The organism is Streptacidiphilus pinicola (genome assembly GCF_003258295.1).
Lineage (GTDB): Bacteria > Actinomycetota > Actinomycetes > Streptomycetales > Streptomycetaceae > Streptacidiphilus > Streptacidiphilus pinicola.
The window spans coordinates 30,273-51,081 of sequence record NZ_QKYN01000118.1 but is presented as its reverse complement, the minus strand read 5'-3'; the positions used below and the strand labels follow the sequence as shown (position 1 = coordinate 51,081).

Sequence of the window (20,809 nt, the reverse complement as noted above, 5' to 3'; positions counted from 1 at the left end):
GAGAACTCCAATGAGCACGACCCCCCGCCGCATCGCCTTCATCGGCCTCGGCATCATGGGCAGCCCGATGGCCGCCAACCTCGTCAAGGCCGGCCACACCGTCACCGGTTTCAACCTGGTCCAGGCGCCGATCGACAAGCTGATCGCCGACGGCGGCAAGGGCGCCTCGTCGATCGCCGAGGCCGTCAAGGACGCCGAGATCGTCATCACGATGGTGCCGGCCGACCCGCAGGTCGAGGCCGTCTACTTCGGTGAGGAAGGCGTTCTCGACAACGCCCCCGCCGGTGCGCTGCTCATCGACATGAGCTCGGTGACGCCGCAGATCTCGCAGCGCGTGGCCGCCGCCGCCAAGGAGAAGGGCCTGCGTTCCATCGACGCCCCCGTCTCCGGTGGTGAGGCCGGCGCCATCGAGGGTGTGCTGTCGATCATGGTCGGTGGCGAGCGCGCCGACTTCGACGAGGCCGAGCCCGTCCTGAAGGCCCTGGGCACCACCGTCGCCCTGGTCGGCCCGTCCGGCTCCGGCCAGACCGTCAAGGTCGCCAACCAGCTCATCGTCGCCGTCAACATCCAGGCGTGCGCCGAGGCCGTGGTCTTCCTGGAGAAGTCCGGCGTGGACCTGGAGGTCGCCCTCGACGTCCTCAACGGCGGCCTGGCCGGCTCCACCGTGCTGACCCGCAAGAAGAACAACTTCCTCAAGCGCGACTTCGCGCCGGGCTTCCGCCTCGACCTGCACCACAAGGACATGGGCAACCTGCTGTCCGCCGCGCGCGCCGTCGAGGTTCCGCTGCCCACCGCCGCGCTGGTCGCGGACTTCATCACCGCGATGCGCAACGCCGGCGACGGCGGGCTGGACCACTCCGCCCTGCTGCGCAACCTGGAGCGCCTGTCCGGAAAGGTCAAGTGACATGGCACGTATGACCGCGGCCGAGGCGGCCGTCGAGATTCTCAAGCGCGAGGGCGTCACCAACCTGTTCGGTCTGCCCGGCGCGGCGATCAACCCCTTCTACTCCGCGATCCGCAAGCGTGGCGGCCTGCACCACACGCTGGCCCGCCACGTCGAGGGCGCGTCCCACATGGCCGAGGGTTACACCCGGGCCAAGGCCGGCAACATCGGTGTCTGCATCGGCACCTCCGGCCCGGCCGGCACGGACATGATCACCGGGCTCTACTCGGCCCAGGCCGACTCGATCCCGATCCTGTGCATCACCGGCCAGGCGCCGGTGGCCAAGCTGCACAAGGAGGACTTCCAGGCGGTCGACATCGCGTCCATCGCGAAGCCGCTGACGAAGATGGCCGTCACCGTGCTGGAGCCGGCCCAGGTGCCCGGCGCCTTCCAGCAGGCCTTCCACCTGATGCGCTCCGGCCGTCCCGGCCCGGTCCTGATCGACCTGCCGATCGACGTCCAGATGGCCGAGATCGAGTTCGATATCGACACCTACGAGCCGCTGCCGGTCTACAAGCCGTCCGCGACCCGTGCCCAGGTGGAGAAGGCGCTGGACCTGCTCCAGGCCTCCGAGCGTCCGCTCATCGTCTCCGGCGGCGGCGTCATCAACGCCGACGCGGCCGAGCTGCTGGTCGAGTTCGCCGAACTGGTCGGCGTCCCGGTCGTGCCGACCCTGATGGGCTGGGGCACCATCCCGGACGACCACCCGCTCACCGCGGGCATGGTCGGCCTGCAGACCTCGCACCGCTACGGCAACGCGACGCTGCTGGAGTCGGACTTCGTCATCGGCATCGGCAACCGGTGGGCCAACCGCCACACCGGCAACAACACCGACGTCTACACGGCCGGCCGCAAGTTCGTCCACGTCGACATCGAGCCGACCCAGATCGGGCGCACCTTCGCCCCCGACTACGGCATCGTCTCGGACGCCAAGGCCGCCCTGCAGCTCTTCGTCGAGGTGGCGCGCGAGCGCAAGGCCGCGCAGACGCTGAAGGACTACAGCGCCTGGGCCGCCTCCTGCCAGGAGCGCAAGGCGACGCTGCTGCGCAAGACGCACTTCGACAACGTGCCGGTCAAGCCGCAGCGTGTGTACGAGGAGATGAACAAGGCGTTCGGGCGCGACGTCCGCTACGTCACCACCATCGGCCTCTCGCAGATCCAGGCCGCGCAGCTGCTGCACGTCTACAAGGACCGGCACTGGATCAACGCCGGCCAGGCGGGTCCGCTGGGCTGGACCGTCCCGGCCGCGCTCGGTGTCGCCACTGCGGTGCCGGACGAGACCGTCGTCGCGCTCTCGGGCGACTACGACTTCCAGTTCATGATCGAGGAGCTGGCCGTCGGCGCGCAGTTCCAGATCCCCTACGTCCACGTGGTCGTGAACAACGCCTACCTGGGCCTGATCCGTCAGGCGCAGCGCGCGTTCGACATGGAGTACTGCGTCCAGCTGTCGTTCGACAACATCAACGCCCCCGAGGTCAACGGCTACGGCGTGGACCACGTCAAGGTCGCCGAGGGTCTGGGCTGCAAGGCGATCCGGGTCTTCGAGCCCGGCGAGATCGCTGGCGCCCTGGAGCAGGCGAAGAAGCTGGCGGCCGAGTTCAAGGTGCCGGTCATCGTCGAGGTCATCCTGGAGCGGGTCACCAACGTCTCCATGGCGGCCGCCGACATCGACAAGGTCAACGAGTGGGAGGACCTGGCCACCGAGCCGGGCGACGCCCCCACCGCCCTGCTGGGCGGCTGACCTTCCGGTCGACCCGCGCGAGCGGGTCATAGTCTCCTCCCGGCGGCGTGATCCATCCGGTCGTGCCCGCGCCGTCGGGAGGCATTCGTGAAGCAGAAGGTGAGGCTGTCAGTGTCGCAGCAAGGTCATGTCGTGGTCGCGCCCGACAAGTTCAAGGGCAGCCTCACCGCTGCGCAGGCCGCGGAGCACATCGCGGCCGGTATCCGGCGCGTCGCGCCGGGCACCGAGGTGCGGGCGCTGCCCGTCGCCGACGGCGGGGAGGGGACGGTCGCCGCCGCGGTCGCGGCCGGCTTCCAGGCCGTGCAGGTGAAGGTGGCCGGCCCGACCGGCGAGCCGGTCGAGGCGGTGCTCGCCGTCAAGGACGGCACGGCCGTCATCGAGGCGGCGCAGGCCAGTGGCCTGCAGCTGCTGCCGGGCGGCGTCAAGGCGCCGCTGACGGCGACCAGCTACGGCACCGGCGAGCTGGTCCGCAAGGCGCTCGAACTGGGCTGCCGCACGCTCGTGCTGGGTCTCGGGGGAGTGGCCTGCACCGACGGCGGCGCCGGTATGGCGCAGGCGCTCGGCCTGCGGCTGCTGGACGCGGACGGCGCGGAGCTGCCGGCCGGCGGCGCGGCGCTGGCCCGGCTGGCGTCGATCGACCCCGGCCCGCTGGCGGACACGCTGAGCGGCGTGGAGGTCGTCGTCGCGAGCGACGTCGACAACCCGCTGCTGGGCGAGCGCGGCGCGCCCGCGGTCTACGGGCCGCAGAAGGGCGCGACGCCCGAGAACGTCGCCGAGCTGGACGCGGCGCTGGCCCACTGGGCCGACCACGTCGCCGCGCTGACCGGCGCCGACCAGCGCGAGACGCCGGGCGCGGGAGCGGCCGGCGGGCTGGGCTTCGGGGCGATGGCGCTGCTCGGCGCGTCGCTGCGGCCCGGGATCGCGCTGCTGCTGGAACTTCTGGGTTTCGACCGGGCGGTGCGGGGAGCTCGCCTGGTCGTGACCGGCGAAGGCTGTCTCGACGTGCAGACCCTGCACGGCAAGGCGCCCGCCGGAGTCGCCGACGCGGCGGCCGGGCACGGTGTGCCGGTCGCGGCGGTGGCAGGCATGCTCGAACTGAGTGAGACGCAGTGGCGCGCCGCAGGGTTCGTCGCCGCGCTCTCGCTGGTGGAGCTGGCCGGCCCCGGCGGCGACAGTCTCACCCGCGCCGGGGAACTGGCGGAGCTGGCTGGGGAGCGGCTTGCGCTGGCGCTCCTCGGCGCGGGCTGAGGCTGCCGAAGCACGACGAGCAGGACCGGATCGTATGTTCACCCCAATGTTGCCTCGGGCTCAGCTTCAACAACTCGTTGAAAGAAACCGTTGACGTTTTGTTGAAGCGAGGCCTAATCTCACGGCAACCCGATCAGGAGGCCCGAGTTGACCAAGGTGTTCCGTTCCCGACGCGCTGTCCTGCCGGACGGTGAGCGACCCGCCGACGTGGTTGTGAGCGAGGGGCGGATCGTCGAGGTCCTGGCCTACGGAGCCGGTGCGGGCGAGGTCGTCGACCTCGGCGAGCTCGCCCTGCTGCCCGGCCTGGTCGACTCGCACGTCCACGTGAACGAGCCCGGCCGCACCGAGTGGGAGGGCTTCGCCACCGCCACCCGCGCCGCCGCGGCGGGCGGCGTGACGACCATCGTCGACATGCCGCTCAACTCCATCCCGCCGACCACCACGGTCGACAACCTGGAGGCCAAGCGGAAGGTCGCCGAGGACCGGCTCTTCGTCGACACCGGCCTGTGGGGCGGCGCGATCCCGGGCAACACCGGTGACCTCGCCCCGCTGCACGAGGCCGGCGTGTTCGGCTTCAAGAGCTTCCTCGCCCCCTCCGGCGTCGACGAGTTCCCGCACCTGAACCGTGCCCAGCTCGAAGAGGCCCTCGCCGAGCAGGCGCGGATCGGGGCTCTCGCGATCATCCACGCCGAGGACCCCAAGATCCTCGACGAGGCCCCGCACACCCCGGGCCAGGACTACGCGGACTTCCTCGCCTCCCGGCCCGACGACGCCGAGGCCGTCGCCGTCGCCGGTCTGCTGGAGATCGCGCAGCGCACCGGCGCCCGCGTCCACATCCTGCACGTCTCCTCGGCCGCCGTGCTGCCGCTGCTGCGCGAGGCCCGCGCCGCCGGCGTCCAGGTGACCGCCGAGACCTGTCCCCACTACCTGACGCTCGCCGCCGAGCAGGTCCCGGCCGGCGACACCGCCTTCAAGTGCTGTCCGCCGATCCGCAGCGAGGCCAACCGCGACCTGCTCTGGGAGGCCCTGGCCGCGGGCGAGTTCGCGGGCGTCGTCTCCGACCACTCGCCCTCGACGCCGGAGCTCAAGCACCTGCCGAGCCTGGGCGGCGACGGCGACTTCGCCGCCGCGTGGGGCGGGATCGCCTCCCTGCAGCTCGGACTTCCCGCGATCTGGACCGAGGCGCGCCGCCGCGGCCACAGTCTGTCCGACGTCGTCCGCTGGATGTCCGCCGGACCTGCGGCCCTCGTCGGCCTCACCACCAAGGGCGCCATCGCCCCCGGTATGGACGCCGACCTGGTGGCCTTCGACCCGGACGCCGCGTTCACCGTGGACCCGGCCGGATTGCACCACCGTCACCCCGTAACCCCTTACGCAGGCCGCTCGCTTTCCGGCGTCGTCCGCACCACCTGGCTCCGCGGTGAGCCGGTGGACGTGAACGGCACCCCGACCGGCCGACTGCTGACCCGAGGAGAGAAGTGACCGACAGCCAGAAGCCCGCCGCCTTCACCGAGTTGGTCAACCTCGCCGCCCGGTCGCTGGGCGCGGGCGTGATCGACGCCAACGACGAGCTGTTCGCCGAGAAGGAGAACCTCCTCGTCGCCAAGCCCGCCGAGTTCCGGCCCCACACCTTCGGGCACAAGGGCCAGATCATGGACGGCTGGGAGACCCGCCGCCGTCGCGGCGCGGGCGCGCAGGAGCCGCACCCGACCGACGACGATCACGACTGGGCGCTGATTCGTCTCGGTGTCCCCGGCGTCATCCGGGGTGTCGTCGTCGACACCGCGCACTTCACCGGCAACTACCCGGAGACCGGCTCGGTCGAGGCCGCGTCGGTGCCGGGCAACCCGTCGCCCGAGGAGGTCGCCGCCGCCGAGTGGACCGAGATCGTGCCGCGTACCGCCCTCAAGGGCGACACCGCGCACGAGTTCGCGGTCGACGTCGAGCAGCGCTTCACCCACGTGCGGCTCAACATATGGCCTGACGGCGGAGTCGCCCGTCTGCGCGTGCACGGCGAGGTCGTCGCCGACCCGCGTGACCTGGACGGGCTCACCTTCGACCTGGCCGCCCAGGAGTTCGGCGGCGTCGCCACCGGGGCTTCCGACCGGTACTTCTCCTCCCCGCACAACCTCAATTCCCTGGGCCGGGCGGCCGTGATGGGTGAGGGCTGGGAGACGCGGCGCCGCCGCAACAAGGACAACGACTGGGTCGAGCTCGACCTGGTCGACGAGGGCGAGGTGCTGGGCGTCGAGATCGACACCACCCACTTCGTCGCCAACTGCCCCGGCTGGGCGTCCGTTTCGGGCCGCTCCGCCGCGAGCGGCGAGTGGATCGAGCTGCTGCCGCGCACCCGGCTCCAGCCCGACACCCGCCACCGCGTCCGGGTCGCCCCGGTCGAGCCGGTCACCGCGGCCCGCCTGGACGTCTTCCCGGACGGCGGCATCGCCCGGCTGCGGCTCACCGGCCGCCTGACCGAGGCCGGCCGCGCCACGCACGCGCTGCGCTGGCTCAACCTGCTGCCGGCCGTCGAGGCCGAGCAGGCGCTCACCGAGGCCGGTCTGACGGTCGGCGAGGCCCGGACCCTCGCCGCGGCCCGCCCGCTGGCGGACGGCGCGGCCGTCCGCAGCGCCGAGGCCGCGCTCGAGCCGGCCGACACCCCCGACGGCGCGGACACCTCCCGCCGCCGGGCCGCGATCTGGCGGCTGCTGGGAGTCTGACGCCCGCCGACGGCTTTCCTCCCAGCGGCCGCCGCCCAACCGGCAGCACCACCGCCTCTGTCACCCTTCACCCCGCGACGACGAGACACCGTCGACCGCCGATCCGAGGTACCTCCATGTCGAAAATCCTGACCACCGAGTCCGGCGCGCCCGTCGCCGACAACCAGAACTCCGCCCAGGCCGGCATCGGCGGCCCGCTGCTGATCCAGGACCAGCAGCTGATCGAGAAGCTCGCCCGCTTCAACCGCGAGCGCATCCCGGAGCGCATCGTCCACGCCCGCGGCTCCGGCGCGCACGGCTATTTCGAGGTCACCGACGACGTCACCCCGTTCACCCGGGCGGCGTTCCTGAACACCGTGGGCAAGCGCACGGACGTGTTCCTGCGCTTCTCCACCGTCGCGGGCAACCTCGGTGCGGCCGACGCGGTGCGCGACCCGCGCGGCTTCGCGCTGAAGTTCTACACCGAGGACGGCAACTACGACCTCGTCGGCAACAACACCCCGGTGTTCTTCATCAAGGACCCGATCAAGTTCCCCGACTTCATCCACTCGCAGAAGCGCGACCCGTTCACGGGCATGGGCGAGGCGGACAACGTCTGGGACTACTGGAGCTACTCGCCCGAGTCGCTGCACCAGATCACCTGGCTCTTCGGTGACCGCGGCATCCCGGCCTCCTACCGCCACATGAACGGCTACGGCTCCCACACCTACCAGTGGGTCGCCGAGGACGGCTCCGCCTACTGGGTGAAGTACCACTTCAAGACCAACCAGGGCATCCGCAGCCTGGACGCCCAGCAGGCGGCCGAGCTGGCCGGTCAGGACCCGGACAGCCACCAGCGTGACCTGCACCAGGCCATCGAGCGCGGGATCTTCCCGAGCTGGACCGTCTACGTGCAGCTGATGCCGGTCAACGAGGCCGCGGACTACCGTTTCAACCCGTTCGACCTGACCAAGGTCTGGCCGCACGCCGACTACCCGCTGCAGCGCGTCGGCCGCCTGGTGCTCAACCGCAACCCGGAGAACGTCTTCGCCGAGGTCGAGCAGGCCGCCTTCTCGCCGAACAACTTCGTGCCCGGCATCGGTCCGTCCCCGGACAAGATGCTGCAGGGCCGTCTGTTCGCCTACGCGGACGCGCACCGCTACCGTCTGGGCGTCAACCACACCCAGCTGGCGATCAACGCGCCGAAGGCGACCGAGGCGAACAACTACGGCCGTGACGGCTACAGCGCGGTCAACGCGGGCGGCCGGGCCAAGAACTACGAGCCCAACTCCTACGACGGCCCGCGTCAGACCGACGCCGCGCTGGCCGCGCCGACCGCCGTCGCCGGCTGGACCGGCACGCACAGCGCCGCCCAGCACGCCAAGGACGACGACTTCTTCCAGGCGGGCGAGCTGTTCCGGCTCATGTCGGACGCCGAGCAGGAGCGTCTGATCGCCAACCTGGCCGGCTCCATCGGCTCGGTCACCCGTGACGACGTGGTCGAGCGCGTGCTGCCGTTCTTCCACGCCGCGGACGCCGACTACGGCAAGCGCCTCGAGGCCGCCGTCAAGGCCATCCGCAACAACGACGAGAGCTGACTCCACCCGCTCGCGTCACCCTCCGCGCGCGCCGCCACCGGTTCCGGTGGCGGCGCGCGTGCGTTGGTAGAAGAGTGTCGGGCGAAGGGGGGCCACTGCTTCGGAGGAGAGGCATGTCCACGACCACCAAGCCCTACGCATCAGGGACCCCGTGTTGGGTCGACCTGATGGCCAAGGACCAGCAGGCCGCGCTGGACTTCTACAAGGACGTTTTCGGCTGGGCGGGTGAGCCGGGCCCCGCCGAGTTCGGCGGTTACGCCGTCATGGAGCTGGGCGGCCGCCCGGTGTGCGGCATCGGCCCGGCGATGGCCCCGGAGGGGCAGCCCGAGCCGCCGCACGTCTGGACCACCTACCTGTCCAGCGACGACGCGGACGCGACCGCCAAGAAGGTCAAGGACGCCCACGGCACCGTCCTGTTCGAGCCGATGGACGTCGGCACCCTCGGCCGGATGTTCGTCGCCGCCGACCCCACCGGCGCGGTCTTCGGCGTCTGGGGCCACAAGGACTTCTTCGGCGCGGTGGCCGTCAACGAGCCGGGCTCGCTGACCTGGAACGAGTGCAACACGCGTGACGTCCCCGCCGCGGCCGCGTTCTACGACGCGTCCATGGGGATCAAGGCCGTGCCGGCCGAGCAGATGCCCGGCTACTTCGGGCTGGAGGTCGACGGCCGGACCGTCGGCGGCCTGCAGGACATGGGCAGCAACTTCCCCGCGGAGGTGCCGCCCCACTGGATGACGTGGTTCGCCGTCGACGACACCGACTCGACGGTCGACGCGGCCGTCAAGCGCGGGGCCACCGTCGTCGTCCCGCCGATGGATATTCCGCCGGGCCGGATGGCGGCTGTCCAGGACCCGTGGGGAGCGGTGTTCTGCGTGCTCAAGCTGGCGGAGCAGCCCACCTGACCGCACCGCGGGCGCGCCCTCGGGCGTCGGTCGAACAGTGTCCAACCCATGCTCACCGGACTCGCTGACGGCTAGTCTGGTGAGCATGGCTGCGCGGAACCACACACCCCGGAGCTCCGTGGAACGTGCCCTGCGGCTGCTGGAGGCCGTCGACCGACGCGGCTTCGGCGCCAGGGCGGACGAGTTGGCCGAGGAGGTCCAGCTCCCGGCGGACCACGCCCGGCGCCTGCTGCGCTCGCTGGTGCGCGAGGGTTATCTGGAGCGCCTGGACGACGGCGCGTATGTCCTGGGCGGCGCGCTGGCGATGCTCGGCCAGGCCAACCGGGAGCAACTGGTCCACTCCCGCCTGGTGGCCAAGATGACCTCGCTGCGCGACGAGTTGGGCGCGGCCGTCTACTTCAGCCGCTACGCGGACGGCGAGGTGAACGTGCAGGCCGTGGTCGACGGCCCGATGACGCCCAGCGTCCACGAGTGGGTCGACTTCCGCGCCACCGGCCACGCGAGCGCGATCGGCAAGTGCCTGCTCGCCCAGCTCGACGACGACGGGCGCCGCGATCACTTCTCGCGCCACCCCGCGGCCCGCTTCACCTCCCGCACCAACGTCGACACCCGCGCCGTCCTGCAGCGACTGGACCGCCACCCCACCACGGTCCCGATGCTGGACCTCCAGGAGTACGCGATCGGCACGGTCTGCGCCGCCGTCCCGGTCACGGCCGGCACCACGGTCGGCTGCCTCGCCTTCTCCCTGCCCGTCGAGGAGGCCTACCGCCTCAAGGAGACGGCCGAGACGATGGCCGCGAAGGCCGCCCCGGTCCTGCTGGCGCTCACGGTCTGACGATCTGGCGGTCTGGCGACGTGGCGAGGGCCGCCACCGAGGAGTCCTCGGCGGCGGCCCTCCCGGCTAGCCGCAGTCGGAGACGCGGTCCAGCGTGACGTAGCCGTGCGCGGCGCGGATCAGGTGGTCGTAGCAGGCGCCGGCGTCCGTCGTGCCGGTCCAGTGCTCGGAGTCCTGGCCGTCGGCGGCCGAGGTGACGCCGTTGGTGCGGGCGAGGACCCCGGTCGCGTCCACGATGTCGCGGGTGGAGTCGAGCGTGCGCCAGTGGTCGCCCTGGCTGACGCTGTCGGCCAGGATCCGGCCCTGGTGGACGGTGGCGGTGAGCGAGTAGTTGTTGTCGTCGGTGAACACCGGGACGTCCGAGTCGACCGTGATCGGGTAGTCCCAGCTGTGCTTCACCGAGGTGGCGTGTCCGTGCTGCGGGTCCGTGGTGACCACGGTCGCGCCGTCCTCGCGCTGCGCGACCACCTGCTTCTGCCCGCCGTTGGAGACGGCGTCGGTGTTGAGGTAGTGCGCGTGCTGGCTCACCGTGGTGCGGATGCGTCCGGCCGAGGTGTCCAGCCAGCCCGCCGTCGTCCAGTCGCGCTGCGCGCTGACGCGGACGTTCACCAGGTCACCCGCGCCCGGGGTCTCCGTGGTGGTGACGGCGGGGCTGAGCGAGAGGGTGTCCTCGGTCAGCGCGCCGCTGGTCTGCGCGGCGTGGTGGTCGGTGTCGAGGAACAGCGTGCTGTCCACCGTCCAGCCGTCCGCGGCACCGTAGGGGGTGACCGTGAAGGTGTGCGGCTTGCCGTCCACCAGCAGGCCCGCGAAGGGCGTCAGGTCCAGGTCGTAGGCCTGGGTGACGAACTGGTCCACGGCCGGGATCGGCCGCCACAGGGTCGGCACGATGCCGCCCGAGTAGACCACGGGGTACGGCTGCGCGATCCCGGCCGGCCGCCCGTCGACGGAGACCTGGACCTCACGGTAGGGTCCGCCGCCGCACAGGTAGTTGGGGTACTTGTTCGCGAGGTCCGTCGGCGTCGAGTCGAACCACTGCTCGTCGCAGCCGCCGCCGCGGGCGTAGAGCTCCATCCGCACGTTCGTCAGGTTGCGCGGGAGCGTGACCGTCTTCGAGGAGGACTGACCGGGGTTCAGGTACGTCCACCCGGCGTCGGTGGTCGACGCGGAGAGCGGCAGGACCTGGTCGGCGGTGTGCGCCGGCGGGTACCTGTGGTCGGCCTGGTAGTAGGTCAGCGTCAGCTTCATGTGGTAGACGCCGGTGTAGGTGGAGTTGACCACGTTGCCCAGCGAGACCGCGATCGGCTGGGACTGCCGCAGCAGCGGGATGAACTCGCTGACGTCCTTCTCCAGCGACCAGCTGATGCCCTGTTGGGTCGGCTCCGGAGTGCTGGTGCGCAGCACCTCCGCGCCGCCGATCCAGACCCCGGCGAGCCGGTCGTACTGCCGGCCCTGGACGCTGCCGGACCAGTTCAGCACGACCTTGCTCCACGGCCCCGGGCAGTCGGCGGGGGGCGTCACCGTCCCGCTCCACGCGGGGGAGGAGATGGTGTTGCCGAAGTCGTTCTGCATCGCGGTGACGGTGCAGTGGTGCGTGTCCGGCTGGCTCACCGGTGGCAGTGCGGTCACCGGGTTCTGATAGTTCGTCTCGATCTGCCCCTGGTCGGCCTGGGCCGTCCCGGTCCCGAGCAGAGCGGCACAGAGCAGGGCGGCTGTGCCGAGCACGCCCGCGGCGCGCATGCGCATGGGTTCCCCTCCCGTCGATCTTGACTGGGTGGTACGGGAGGGAACCCTGGCACCCCTACGCGGGGAGACACAAGAGGGCGGTCTGTGGCATGGCTGTGACAGATGGCTCACGAAGCTGTGGATCTTCGCGCGATACAACGGGTGAGGAACACTTACCAACAGCGGGGAATCGCATGCACACCACGTCACGCCTCAGCGTCACCGCCGCCACCGTCCTGACGGCGGGTCTGGCGCTCACGGCCTGCGGCAGCAGCTCGTCGTCCTCGGCGGCCGCATCAGCCTCGCCGGTCGCGTCGGGTACCTCGGCTGCGGCGAGCCCGAGCGCCGACCCGACCGCGAGCTCCACCACCGGCGGCACCACCGCGAGCGCCAAGCACTGCACCACCGCCGACGTGAAGCTCACCGTGCAGGGCCCCGCCGGGCACGCCTCGGAGCAGCAGCCGGCCACGGCGACCATACGTGCCGTCAACACCTCCGGCCACAGCTGCAGCCTGACCGGCTACCCGGGTGTCCGGCTCGCCGACGACCAGGGCAAGTCCTCCCCGATCGACGCGCTGCGTCACCAGGGTGACCCGGTCGCCCCGGTAACGCTGGCTCCGGGCGCGCAGGCCACCGCGCAGCTGCTCTACAGCGACGTCAACGGTCAGGGCAGCGCCTCGGGCCGCTACGTCTGCGCGGTGACCGGCTCGAAGGTCTCGATCATCCTGCCGAACACCACCACGCAGGTGAAGGTGCGCGTCACCGGCGGCGTCGACAAGGGGACCCTCAACGTCTGCGGCACGCTGAACGTCGACGCCTTCGCGGGGATCCAGGACTGACCGGAGGTCAGCCCATCTCCTCCAGCGACTTGCCCTTGGTCTCGGGGACGAAGCGCAGCACGAACGGGATCGAGAGCAGGGCGAACGCCGCGTAGATCACGTAGGTGGCCGTCAGGTTCCAACCCGACAGGCTCGGGAAGCTCGCGGTGATGGCCCAGTTGGCGACCCACTGGGCCGCCGCCGCGACGCCCAGCGCCGCCGCGCGGATGCGGTTCGGGAACATCTCGCCGAGCATCACCCAGACCACCACGCCCCACGACATGGCGAAGAAGAAGACGAAGGCGTGCGCCGCGACCAGCGCCACCACGCCCTGCGCATGCGGCAGGGTGCCGCCGTGCAGCGAGGAGAAGGCCCAGGCCTCCAGCGCCAGCGAGACGGTCATGCCGACCGAGCCGATCAGCGCCAGCGGCTTGCGGCCGAGCCGGTCCACCAGGACGATCGCGACGACGGTGCCGATGATGTTGATGATCGACGTCGTGAACGAGTAGAGGAACGACGAGCTCGGGTCCACGCCCACCGACTGCCACAGCGTCGAGCTGTAGTAGAAGGCCACGTTGATGCCGACCAACTGCTGGAAGACCGAGAGGCCGATGCCGACCCAGACGATCGGCAGCAGGCCGGAGCGCCCGCCCAGCAGGTCCTTGAAGGTCGACCGGTGCTCACTGCGCATCGCGGCGTGAATCTCGCCGACCCGGGCGTCCAGGTCCGTGCCCGTGCCCTCGACCTCGGAGATGACCTGCTTGGCCCGGTCGATCCGGCCGGCGGAGATCAGGAAGCGCGGCGACTCGGGGATCGCGAAGGACAGCAGGCCGTAGAGCGCGGCCGGGACCACCATCACGCCGAGCATGACCTGCCACGCCTCCAGGCCCAGCAGGTGTCCGCGCTGGTCGCCGTGGGCGGCCTGCAGGATGCCCCAGTTGACGAGCTGGGAGACGGCGATGCCGACGACGATCGCCGCCTGCTGGAACGAGCCGAGCCGGCCGCGGTAGGCGGGCGGGGCGACCTCGGCGATGTAGGCGGGGCCGATGACGGAGGCCATGCCGATGCCGATGCCGCCGAGGGTGCGCCACAGCACCAGGTCCCACAGCGAGAACGGCAGTGCGGAGCCGACGGCGCTGATGGTGAACAGGGCGGCGGCGATCTGCATGACGCGGATCCGGCCGATCCGGTCGGCCGTCCGCCCGGCCAGCGCGGCGCCGATGGCGCTGCCGATCAGAGCGACGGCGACGACCTGCGCGAGCTCGGCGGAGCCCACGTGGTAGCGGTGCTGGATCGCGGTGACGGCACCGTTGATCACGGAGCTGTCGTAGCCGAACAGGAAGCCGCCCATGGCGGCCGCGGCGGTGATGAAGATGACGTGGCCCAGGTGGTCCGACGATGCGGCCTTCCCGGGCGTCAGGGTGGTGGTCACGTTGCGCTCCTGAAGAACAAGGTCAACGTGCCGACCCTATGCGTTTGGTTTCTTAAGTCAAAACCGCAGGAAATCCGGGCCTAGGCCAAAGCCTTGGCTTCAACTGTTGAACGAATATCGTGATGGATCGGGCCGTCGTGGGTGCTCAGCGGCAGGCAGCCGCCGCCGCGCCGGTGGGCGACGAGCTCGGCGGCCACGGCCACGGCCGTCTCCTCCGGGGTGCGCGCGCCCAGGTCCAGGCCGATGGGGGAGTGCAGCCGGTCCAGCTCGGCCTCGGTCAGTCCCGCCTCGCGCAGCCGGTCCAGCAGTTCGAGGCGGGTGCGCCGTGATCCCATGGCGCCGACGTAGCCGAGCGGCAGCCGCAGCGCCCGCTCCAGCACCGGGATGTCGAACTTGGCCTCGTGGGTCAGCACGCACAGCGCTGTCCGCGCGTCGAGGCGCCCGGCCTCGGCCTCCGCGTCGAGGTAGCGGTGCGGCCAGTCGACGACGACGTGGTCCGCCTCCGGGAAGCGCCGCTCGGTGGCGAAGACCGGGCGGGCGTCGCAGACGGTGACGTGGTAGCCGAGGAACCTGCCGATCCGGGCCACCGCGGCGGCGAAGTCGATCGCCCCGACGACGATCATCCGCGGGGCGGGTGTGAAGGACTCGACGAAGAGGACCACCGCCTCCCCGGCACGGGGGTCGCAGGGACGCCCGTCGAGCGCGAAAGCCAAGGTGCCGGTCGTGCCCGCGTCCAGCATCGCGCGCGCCCGGGGCACACAGCCGGCCTCCAACAGCGGTGCGGCGAAAGAGCCGTGGTGGGTGTCGCCGGTGACGGCGACGGTCGCGCCGAGCAGCTCCGGCGGGCCGCTGACGCAGCGCACCAGCGCGACCGGGGTGCCGGAGCGGACGTAGGCGATGCCCGCGTCCAGGCCGTCGCTCGCTCCGGGCCGGACCGGTTGGACGAAGACGTCCAGGATCCCGCCGCAGGTCAGACCGACCGCGAAGGCGTCCTCGTCGCTGTAGCCGAAGCGCTGCAGCACCGGTTCGCCGCTTGCCAGCACCTCCTGGCACAGCTCGTACACCGCCCCCTCGACGCAGCCGCCGGAGACCGAGCCCACCGCCTCGCCGTCCGCGTCCACCGCCAGTGCGGCGCCCGGGTCGCGCGGGGCGCTCCCGGACACGGCGACGACGGTGGCCACGGCGAAGGGGCGCCCGGCGGCGTGCCAGTCGGCGAGCTGCGGGGCGATGTCCTGCATGGGCGGCGCTCCTTGCGGGGGTCGTGGACGCGCAAGGCCGGGCCGCCGCACCCGAGGGGGTGCGGCGGCCCGGCGGTCCGGGGAGTTGCTACCGGAGTGTGGCTGCTTCGGTGTCGATTACTACTAGATCAGTGGACCCCGAGCCAGAGCTTGATCGGGTGCAGCGCGAAGTAGACCAGGAAGACGACGGTCAGACCCCACATCAGCACGCCCGGCTCGCGCCAGCGGCCACGGCCGGCCTTGATGGCGCAGTAGGCGATGACGCCCGCGCCGACACCGGCGGTGATCGAGTAGGTGAACGGCATCAGCGCGATCGTGAGGAAGGCGGGGATCGCCACCTCGCGGTCGGCCCACTCGATGTGACGGGCCTGGGCCAGCATCATCGAGCCGATGACGACCAGCGCGGCCGCCGCGACCTGACCGGGCACCATGCCCGCCAGCGGCGTGAAGAAGAGCATGGCGGCGAAGACCAGACCGGTGACGACGCTGGAGAAACCGGTGCGCGCGCCCTCGCCGACGCCCGTGGCGGACTCGATGAACACGGTCTGGCCGGACGCGCCCGCCACACCGCCGATGATGCCGCCGGTGCCGTCGACGAACAACGCCTTGGACAGGCCCGGCATCCGGCCCTGCTCGTCGGCCAGTCCGGCCTCGGTGCCGATGCCGATGATGGTCGCCATCGCGTCGAAGAAGCCGGCCAGCACCAGGGCGAAGACCGCGAAGCCGGCGCTGAGCGCGCCCATGCCGTGGCTGCCGAAGGCACCGAACAGGTCGATGTGCCCGAACAGGCCGAAGTTCGGCGAGGCGACCGGGTTGCCGGGCCACTTGGGCACGGACAGACCCCACACCGAGTCCGGCAGGTTCAGTGCGGCCTGCAGGATCAGCGACAGCACGGTGCCGAAGACGATGCCGATCAGGATCGCGCCCGGGACCTTGCGGGTCTGCAGGATGAAGATGGTCAGCAGCGTGATCGAGAAGATCAGCACCGGCCAGCCCTGCAGGCTGTTGTTGATGCCGAGCTGCAGCGGGGTGTCGCTGTGGGCCGCGTCCGGGAGGCGGGTGACGAAGCCCGCGTTGACCAGGCCGATCAGCGCGATGAACAGGCCGATGCCGATGGTGATGGCGTGCTTGAGCGCCATCGGTATGCCGTTCATGATCTTCTCGCGCAGGCCGGTGACGACCAGCAGCACGATCGCGGCGCCGTAGATGACACAGAGGCCCATGGCCTGTGGCCAGGTGACATGAGGCACCATCACCGCGGCGAGGGTGTTGGAGACGCTCAGTCCGGCCGCCGCTGCGAGCGGCGCGTTTCCGACGATGCCGAGCAGAATGGTGGTGACGGCCGCGGCGAGCGCGGTGGCGGTGGTCACCATCCCGGGGCTGAGGTGGTTCCCGTTCACGTCCGGGACGGACAGGATGATCGGGTTCAGCAGCAGGATGTAGGCCATCGCCATGAACGTGGTCAGGCCGCCGCGGACCTCGGTCCCGAGGGTGGACCCTCGGGAGGAGATCTTGAAGAAGCTGTCGATCACGTTCTTTGCGGTCGGTGTTCTGTCGGGGTCGGACGAGTTGACGCTGGGTTCCGTGGATGTCTGGGTCACGGTTCCACTCCCAAGTTTCGTAGGGGATTGGGGTGGAGCGGCCGGCCTGGGTGACCCGCTAGGTGGGGAAACAGGGGACGGTGCGGCGCGCTTTGAGGGTGGTGCTGCCGGGGTTCACGGGCCTCGGCGAAGGCGTCGTGTCGGCTGTTGCGGGGTACATCGCTTTCTTTTCCGGACTGGTGGTGCCGGCCGTGCTGGTGGTGCTGGGTGGTGCGGTGGAGAACCCCGGGACGAGGTGCGGGAAGACCTGACATGGTGACCTCGCCCCGGGGTGGTCTGACGTCCCGTCACCCGCCGGTGCCGGTGAGGTGCTCGGGCCGGACCGGAACCCGGTTCAGCGCGAGCCCCGTGGCCTGGCGGATCGCCGCGACGACGGCGGGAGTGGACGAGAGGGTGGGGGCCTCGCCGACTCCGCGCAGCCCGTAGGGGGCGTGCTCGTCGGCGAGTTCCAGCACTTCCACTGGTTGCGGCGGGGTGTCCAGGATGGTCGGGATCAGGTAGTCGGTGAAGGACGGGTTCAGGACCTTGCCGTCCTTGACCACGATCTCCTCCATCACCGCGAGGCCGAGGCCCTGGGTGGCGCCGCCCTGGATCTGTCCGACGACGGAGAGCGGGTTGATCGCCCGGCCCACGTCCTGGACGGCGGCCAGCTCGACCACCTTGACCAGGCCCAGCTCCACGTCCACGTCCACCACGGCGCGGTGCGCGCAGAAGCAGTACTGGACGTGGCCGGAGCCCTGCCCGGTCTCCTTGTCGAAGGCGACGGTCGGACGGTGGTGGTGTTCGCGGGTCACGTCGATGGCGCTGTCGCCCAGCAGGTCCGCGATCGGGACCAGGGGGCCGGCGGAGGCGGAGACCACCTTGCCGCCGACCAGCGACAGGTCGTTCCAGGTCCAGCCGTAGCGCCTGCGGCCGAGGGCCAGCAGCTCGTTGCGGACCGCCTCGGCGGCCAGCTTGACGGCGCCGCCGGTCATGTAGGTCTGCCGCGAGGCGGAGGTCGAACCGGCCGAGCCCACCTCGGTGTCGGCGGGGTGGATGGTGACCCGCTCGACGCCGAGCTCGGTGCGCACGATCTGGCCCTGGACGGTCACGCCGCCCTGGCCGACCTCGGCCATGGCCGTGTGGACCATGGCGACCGGCTCGCCGCCGATGACCTCCAGGCGCACCCGGGCGGTGGAGTAGTCGTCGAAGCCCTCGGAGAAGCCGACGTTCTTGATGCCGACCGCGTAGCCCACGCCGCGCACGATGCCCTCACCGTGCGAGGTGTTGGACAGCGCACCGGGCAGGTCGCGCAGATCGAGGTCCGTCAGGTCCAGCGCCGGCGGCAGCGGCCGGGCCTTGACCCGGCGCAGCAGTTCGGCGACGGGGGCCGGGGCGTCGATCTCCTGGCCGGTCGGCATGACCGAGCCCTGGGAGACCGCGTTGAGCCGGCGCAGCTCCACCGGGTCCATGTCGAGCGCGGCGGCCAGCTTGTCCATCTGCGTCTCGTAGGCGAAGCACGCCTGGACCGCGCCGAAGCCGCGCATCGCGCCGCAGGACGGGTTGTTGGAGTAGAGCGCCAGCGCCAGCATGTTCACGTTCGGCACCTCGTAGGGGCCGATGCCGAGCGAGGCGGCGTTGCCGACGACCGCGGGGGAGGACGAGGCGTAGGCGCCGCCGTCCAGCACGATGCGGGCTTCGCAGTAGACGAGCCTGCCGTCGCGGGTCGCGCCGTGCTCGTAGCTCAGCCTGGCCGGGTGGCGGTGCACGTGCCCGAAGAAGGACTCCTCGCGGGAGTACACGATCTTGACGGGTCTTCCGGTGCGCTGCGCCAGCAGGCAGGCGTGGATCTGCATGGACAGGTCCTCGCGGCCGCCGAACGCGCCGCCGACACCCGCGAGGGTGAGCCGCACCTTGTACTCCGGCAGGCCCAGCACCGGCGCGATCTGCTCGCGGTCCACGTGCAGCCACTGGGTGGCGACGAAGAGGTCGATCCCGCCGTCCTCGGCGGGCACGGCCAGGCCGGACTCCGGGCCGAGGAAGGCCTGGTCCTGCATGCCGACCTCGTAGTCGCCGGTGACGACCACATCGGCCGTCGCCCGCACCTCGTCGGTGACGCCGAGGCCGGAGACCACCTTCTGCTCGTGGACGACGTTGCCGGAGGCGTCCGCCTTGTACTCGTGCGGCTCGTGCACGTACCCGTAGGTCTCCGGGTGGAGGCACTGCTCCTCGGTCGTGAGGGTGGGCAGGACCTCGTACTCGACCTTGATCCGGTCGAGCGCGCGGCGGGCGGTCTCCGGGTGGTCCGCGGCCACGATGGCGACGGGCTCGCCCTGGAAGCGGACCTTGCCGAAGGCGAGGGCCGGCTGGTCGTGGATCTCCAGGCCGTAGAACTTGGCACCGGGGACGTCCTCGTGGGTCATCACGGCGTGGACGCCGGGGAGGGTGAGCGCCCCGGTGGTGTCGATCGAGAGGATTCTCGCGTGGGCGTGCGGCGAGCGCAGCGCCATGCCCCAGAGCATGTCCTCGTGCCACAGGTCCGAGGAGTAGGCGAACTCGCCTCTGACCTTCAGGATGCCGTCCGGGCGCAGCGGCGAGCCGCCGACGCCGTCCGGATGGGCGGTGGTGATGCTCTGGAGGTTCTTCTCCGTGCGGATCGGGCTCATCGGGACACCTCCCCGCTCGCACCCGCGCGGGCGGCGGCGAGGCGGACGGCGTCCATGATCATCTCGTAGCCGGTACAGCGACACAGGTTGCCGGAGAGCGCTTCGCGGATGTCGTTGTCGCTGGGCCGCGGATTGCGCCGCAGCAGGTCGTGGGACTGCACCACCAGCCCGGGGGTGCAGAAGCCGCACTGGACGGCGCCGGCGTCGACGAAGGCCTGCTGGACCACGTCCAGGCCGGTCTCCGGGTCCGCCAGGCCCTCGACGGTGCGGACCTCGCGGCCCTGCACCTGGCCGGCGGCGACCAGACAGGAGCAGACCGGCTCACCGTCGAGGTAGACGGTGCAGCTGCCGCACTCGCCCTGCTCGCAGGCGTTCTTGGAGCCCGGCAGGCCCAGGCGCTCGCGCAGCACGAACAGAAGGCTCTCGCCCTCCCAGACGTCGTCCGCCTCGACCCGGCGGCCGTTCGCGGTGAAGGTCACTCTCATGCCGCGCTCCTCAGGGAGTGCGTGTACGCGTCCCACGTCCAGGTCAGGGTCCGCCGGGCCATGACCGCCAGCGCGTGGCGGCGGTAGGCGGCGGTCCCGCGGACGTCGTCGATCGGCGACGCGGCGGCGGCGACCAGCTCTCCGAAGCGCCGGGTCGCGGCCGGGCCGATCAGGGCGCCGGACTGCCACAGGCCGCGCTCGGCCAGCTCGCCGGCGATGAACTCCTCGGCCTCCGCGGCGCGGCGGGGCGTGGGGGCGGCCGAGCCGATGCCCGTGCCGACCGTGCCGTTCTTCGGATGCAGCGCGACGGCGAAGGCGCACACCGCGATGACCATCGCGTTGCGGGTGCCGATCTTCGAGAACTGCTGCGGGCCGTCGGCGACGGGGATCCGGACGGCGCGGATCAGCTCGTCCGCCTCCAGGCTGTGGCGCTTCACCCCGACGTAGAACGCGTCGATCGGGATCAGGCGGGTGCCGCGCACGGACTGGGCCTCGACCAGGACGTCGCGTCCGGCGGCGAGCAGCGCGGGGTGCGCGTCGCCGGCGGGCGAGGCGGCGCCGAGGTTGCCGCCGACGCTGCCGCGGTTGCGGATCTGCGGGGAGCCGACGGTGTCGGCCGCCAGGGCCAGACCGGGCAGCTGCGCGCTCAGCTCACGGGTGATCCGCGCGTAGGGCACGGCGGCGCCGAGACGGATCACCTCGCCCTCCTGCCCTTCGAACCGGCCGGACTCCCACTTGGTCAATTCACCGACACGGTTCAGGTCCAGCAGCGCGGACGGGCGGCGACGGTCGAAGTTGAGCTCGACCATCACGTCCGTACCGCCGGCGATCGGCAGCGCGGACGGGTGCTCGGCCTTGGCCGCGAGTGCCTCGTCCCAGGTGGCGGGCCGCAGGAACTCCATGCG

At 71.3% G+C, this 20,809-nt stretch carries 15 protein-coding genes and 1 pseudogene; 9 read left to right on the top strand and 7 right to left on the bottom strand.

Going from position 1 to position 20,809, the window contains the following annotated elements; all coding sequences use genetic code 11:
- The first annotated feature begins 10 nt into the window (after positions 1-10).
- From DN069_RS28570 to DN069_RS28535, 8 genes and pseudogenes are all read left to right on the top strand, one after another.
- Positions 11-904 carry a 2-hydroxy-3-oxopropionate reductase gene (locus DN069_RS28570; RefSeq protein WP_111505776.1) on the top strand — a complete coding sequence of 298 codons (894 nt, stop codon included), beginning with the start codon at positions 11-13 and terminating at the stop codon, positions 902-904.
- 1 nt (position 905) lies between these two features.
- Positions 906-2,684, top strand: a complete 1,779-nt coding sequence (gcl, locus tag DN069_RS28565; RefSeq protein ID WP_111505774.1) for a glyoxylate carboligase — start codon at positions 906-908, stop codon at positions 2,682-2,684.
- 111 nt (positions 2,685-2,795) lie between these two features.
- On the top strand, positions 2,796-3,932 hold the full coding sequence (locus DN069_RS28560) for a glycerate kinase (RefSeq protein WP_243639842.1): 1,137 nt from the start codon (positions 2,796-2,798) through the stop codon (positions 3,930-3,932).
- Positions 3,933-4,079: 147 nt separating this feature from the next.
- Positions 4,080-5,414, top strand: a complete 1,335-nt coding sequence (gene allB / locus DN069_RS28555) for an allantoinase AllB (RefSeq protein ID WP_243639840.1) — start codon at positions 4,080-4,082, stop codon at positions 5,412-5,414.
- Positions 5,411-6,436: pseudogene (gene alc, locus DN069_RS28550) on the top strand (allantoicase); the annotation flags it as partial. The gene allB and the pseudogene alc, both read left to right, overlap by 4 nt.
- Before the next feature lie 329 nt (positions 6,437-6,765).
- A complete protein-coding gene (locus tag DN069_RS28545; protein ID WP_111505768.1) occupies positions 6,766-8,226 on the top strand; it encodes a catalase in 1,461 nt (486 codons plus the stop codon).
- Positions 8,227-8,339: 113 nt separating this feature from the next.
- Positions 8,340-9,128 (top strand): VOC family protein, encoded by a 789-nt coding sequence (locus DN069_RS28540; RefSeq protein WP_111505766.1) that lies wholly within the window; start codon positions 8,340-8,342, stop codon positions 9,126-9,128.
- A 79-nt stretch (positions 9,129-9,207) separates the two neighbouring features.
- A complete protein-coding gene (locus DN069_RS28535; RefSeq protein ID WP_424556335.1) occupies positions 9,208-9,963 on the top strand; it encodes an IclR family transcriptional regulator in 756 nt (251 codons plus the stop codon).
- Positions 9,964-10,029: 66 nt separating this feature from the next.
- Here the strand turns inward: DN069_RS28535 and DN069_RS28530 are convergent, their stop codons facing one another.
- Positions 10,030-11,706, bottom strand: a complete 1,677-nt coding sequence (locus DN069_RS28530; protein WP_111505762.1) for a peptide-N4-asparagine amidase — start codon at positions 11,704-11,706, stop codon at positions 10,030-10,032.
- 173 nt (positions 11,707-11,879) lie between these two features.
- Here DN069_RS28530 and DN069_RS28525 point away from each other — a divergent pair, with 173 nt between their 5' ends.
- The gene (locus DN069_RS28525; protein ID WP_165845678.1) at positions 11,880-12,524 is read left to right on the top strand and encodes a DUF4232 domain-containing protein; all 645 of its coding nucleotides are present in this window, start codon (positions 11,880-11,882) and stop codon (positions 12,522-12,524) included.
- Between the two features lie 7 nt (positions 12,525-12,531).
- Here DN069_RS28525 and DN069_RS28520 read toward each other — a convergent pair whose 3' ends face one another.
- The 6 genes from DN069_RS28520 to DN069_RS28490 all read right to left on the bottom strand — a co-directional run bounded on the left by DN069_RS28520 (position 12,532) and on the right by DN069_RS28490 (position 20,806).
- On the bottom strand, positions 12,532-13,935 hold the full coding sequence (locus tag DN069_RS28520; protein ID WP_111505758.1) for a sugar porter family MFS transporter: 1,404 nt from the start codon (positions 13,933-13,935) through the stop codon (positions 12,532-12,534).
- Between the two features lie 80 nt (positions 13,936-14,015).
- Positions 14,016-15,173 carry an XdhC family protein gene (locus tag DN069_RS28515; RefSeq protein ID WP_111505756.1) on the bottom strand — a complete coding sequence of 386 codons (1,158 nt, stop codon included), beginning with the start codon at positions 15,171-15,173 and terminating at the stop codon, positions 14,016-14,018.
- A gap of 128 nt (positions 15,174-15,301) precedes the next feature.
- Positions 15,302-16,774 (bottom strand): NCS2 family permease, encoded by a 1,473-nt coding sequence (locus DN069_RS28510; RefSeq protein WP_111505754.1) that lies wholly within the window; start codon positions 16,772-16,774, stop codon positions 15,302-15,304.
- Between the two features lie 287 nt (positions 16,775-17,061).
- Positions 17,062-19,419: a xanthine dehydrogenase subunit D gene (gene pucD / locus DN069_RS28500; RefSeq protein ID WP_111505750.1), complete on the bottom strand. Its 2,358-nt coding sequence runs from the start codon at positions 19,417-19,419 to the stop codon at positions 17,062-17,064.
- Entirely contained in the window at positions 19,416-19,904 is a 489-nt protein-coding gene (locus tag DN069_RS28495) for a (2Fe-2S)-binding protein (RefSeq protein WP_111505748.1), read from the bottom strand. The genes pucD and DN069_RS28495 overlap by 4 nt, the downstream gene beginning before the upstream one ends.
- The gene (locus DN069_RS28490; RefSeq protein WP_111505746.1) at positions 19,901-20,806 is read right to left on the bottom strand and encodes an FAD binding domain-containing protein; all 906 of its coding nucleotides are present in this window, start codon (positions 20,804-20,806) and stop codon (positions 19,901-19,903) included. The genes DN069_RS28495 and DN069_RS28490 overlap by 4 nt, the downstream gene beginning before the upstream one ends.
- Positions 20,807-20,809 lie beyond the last annotated feature (3 nt).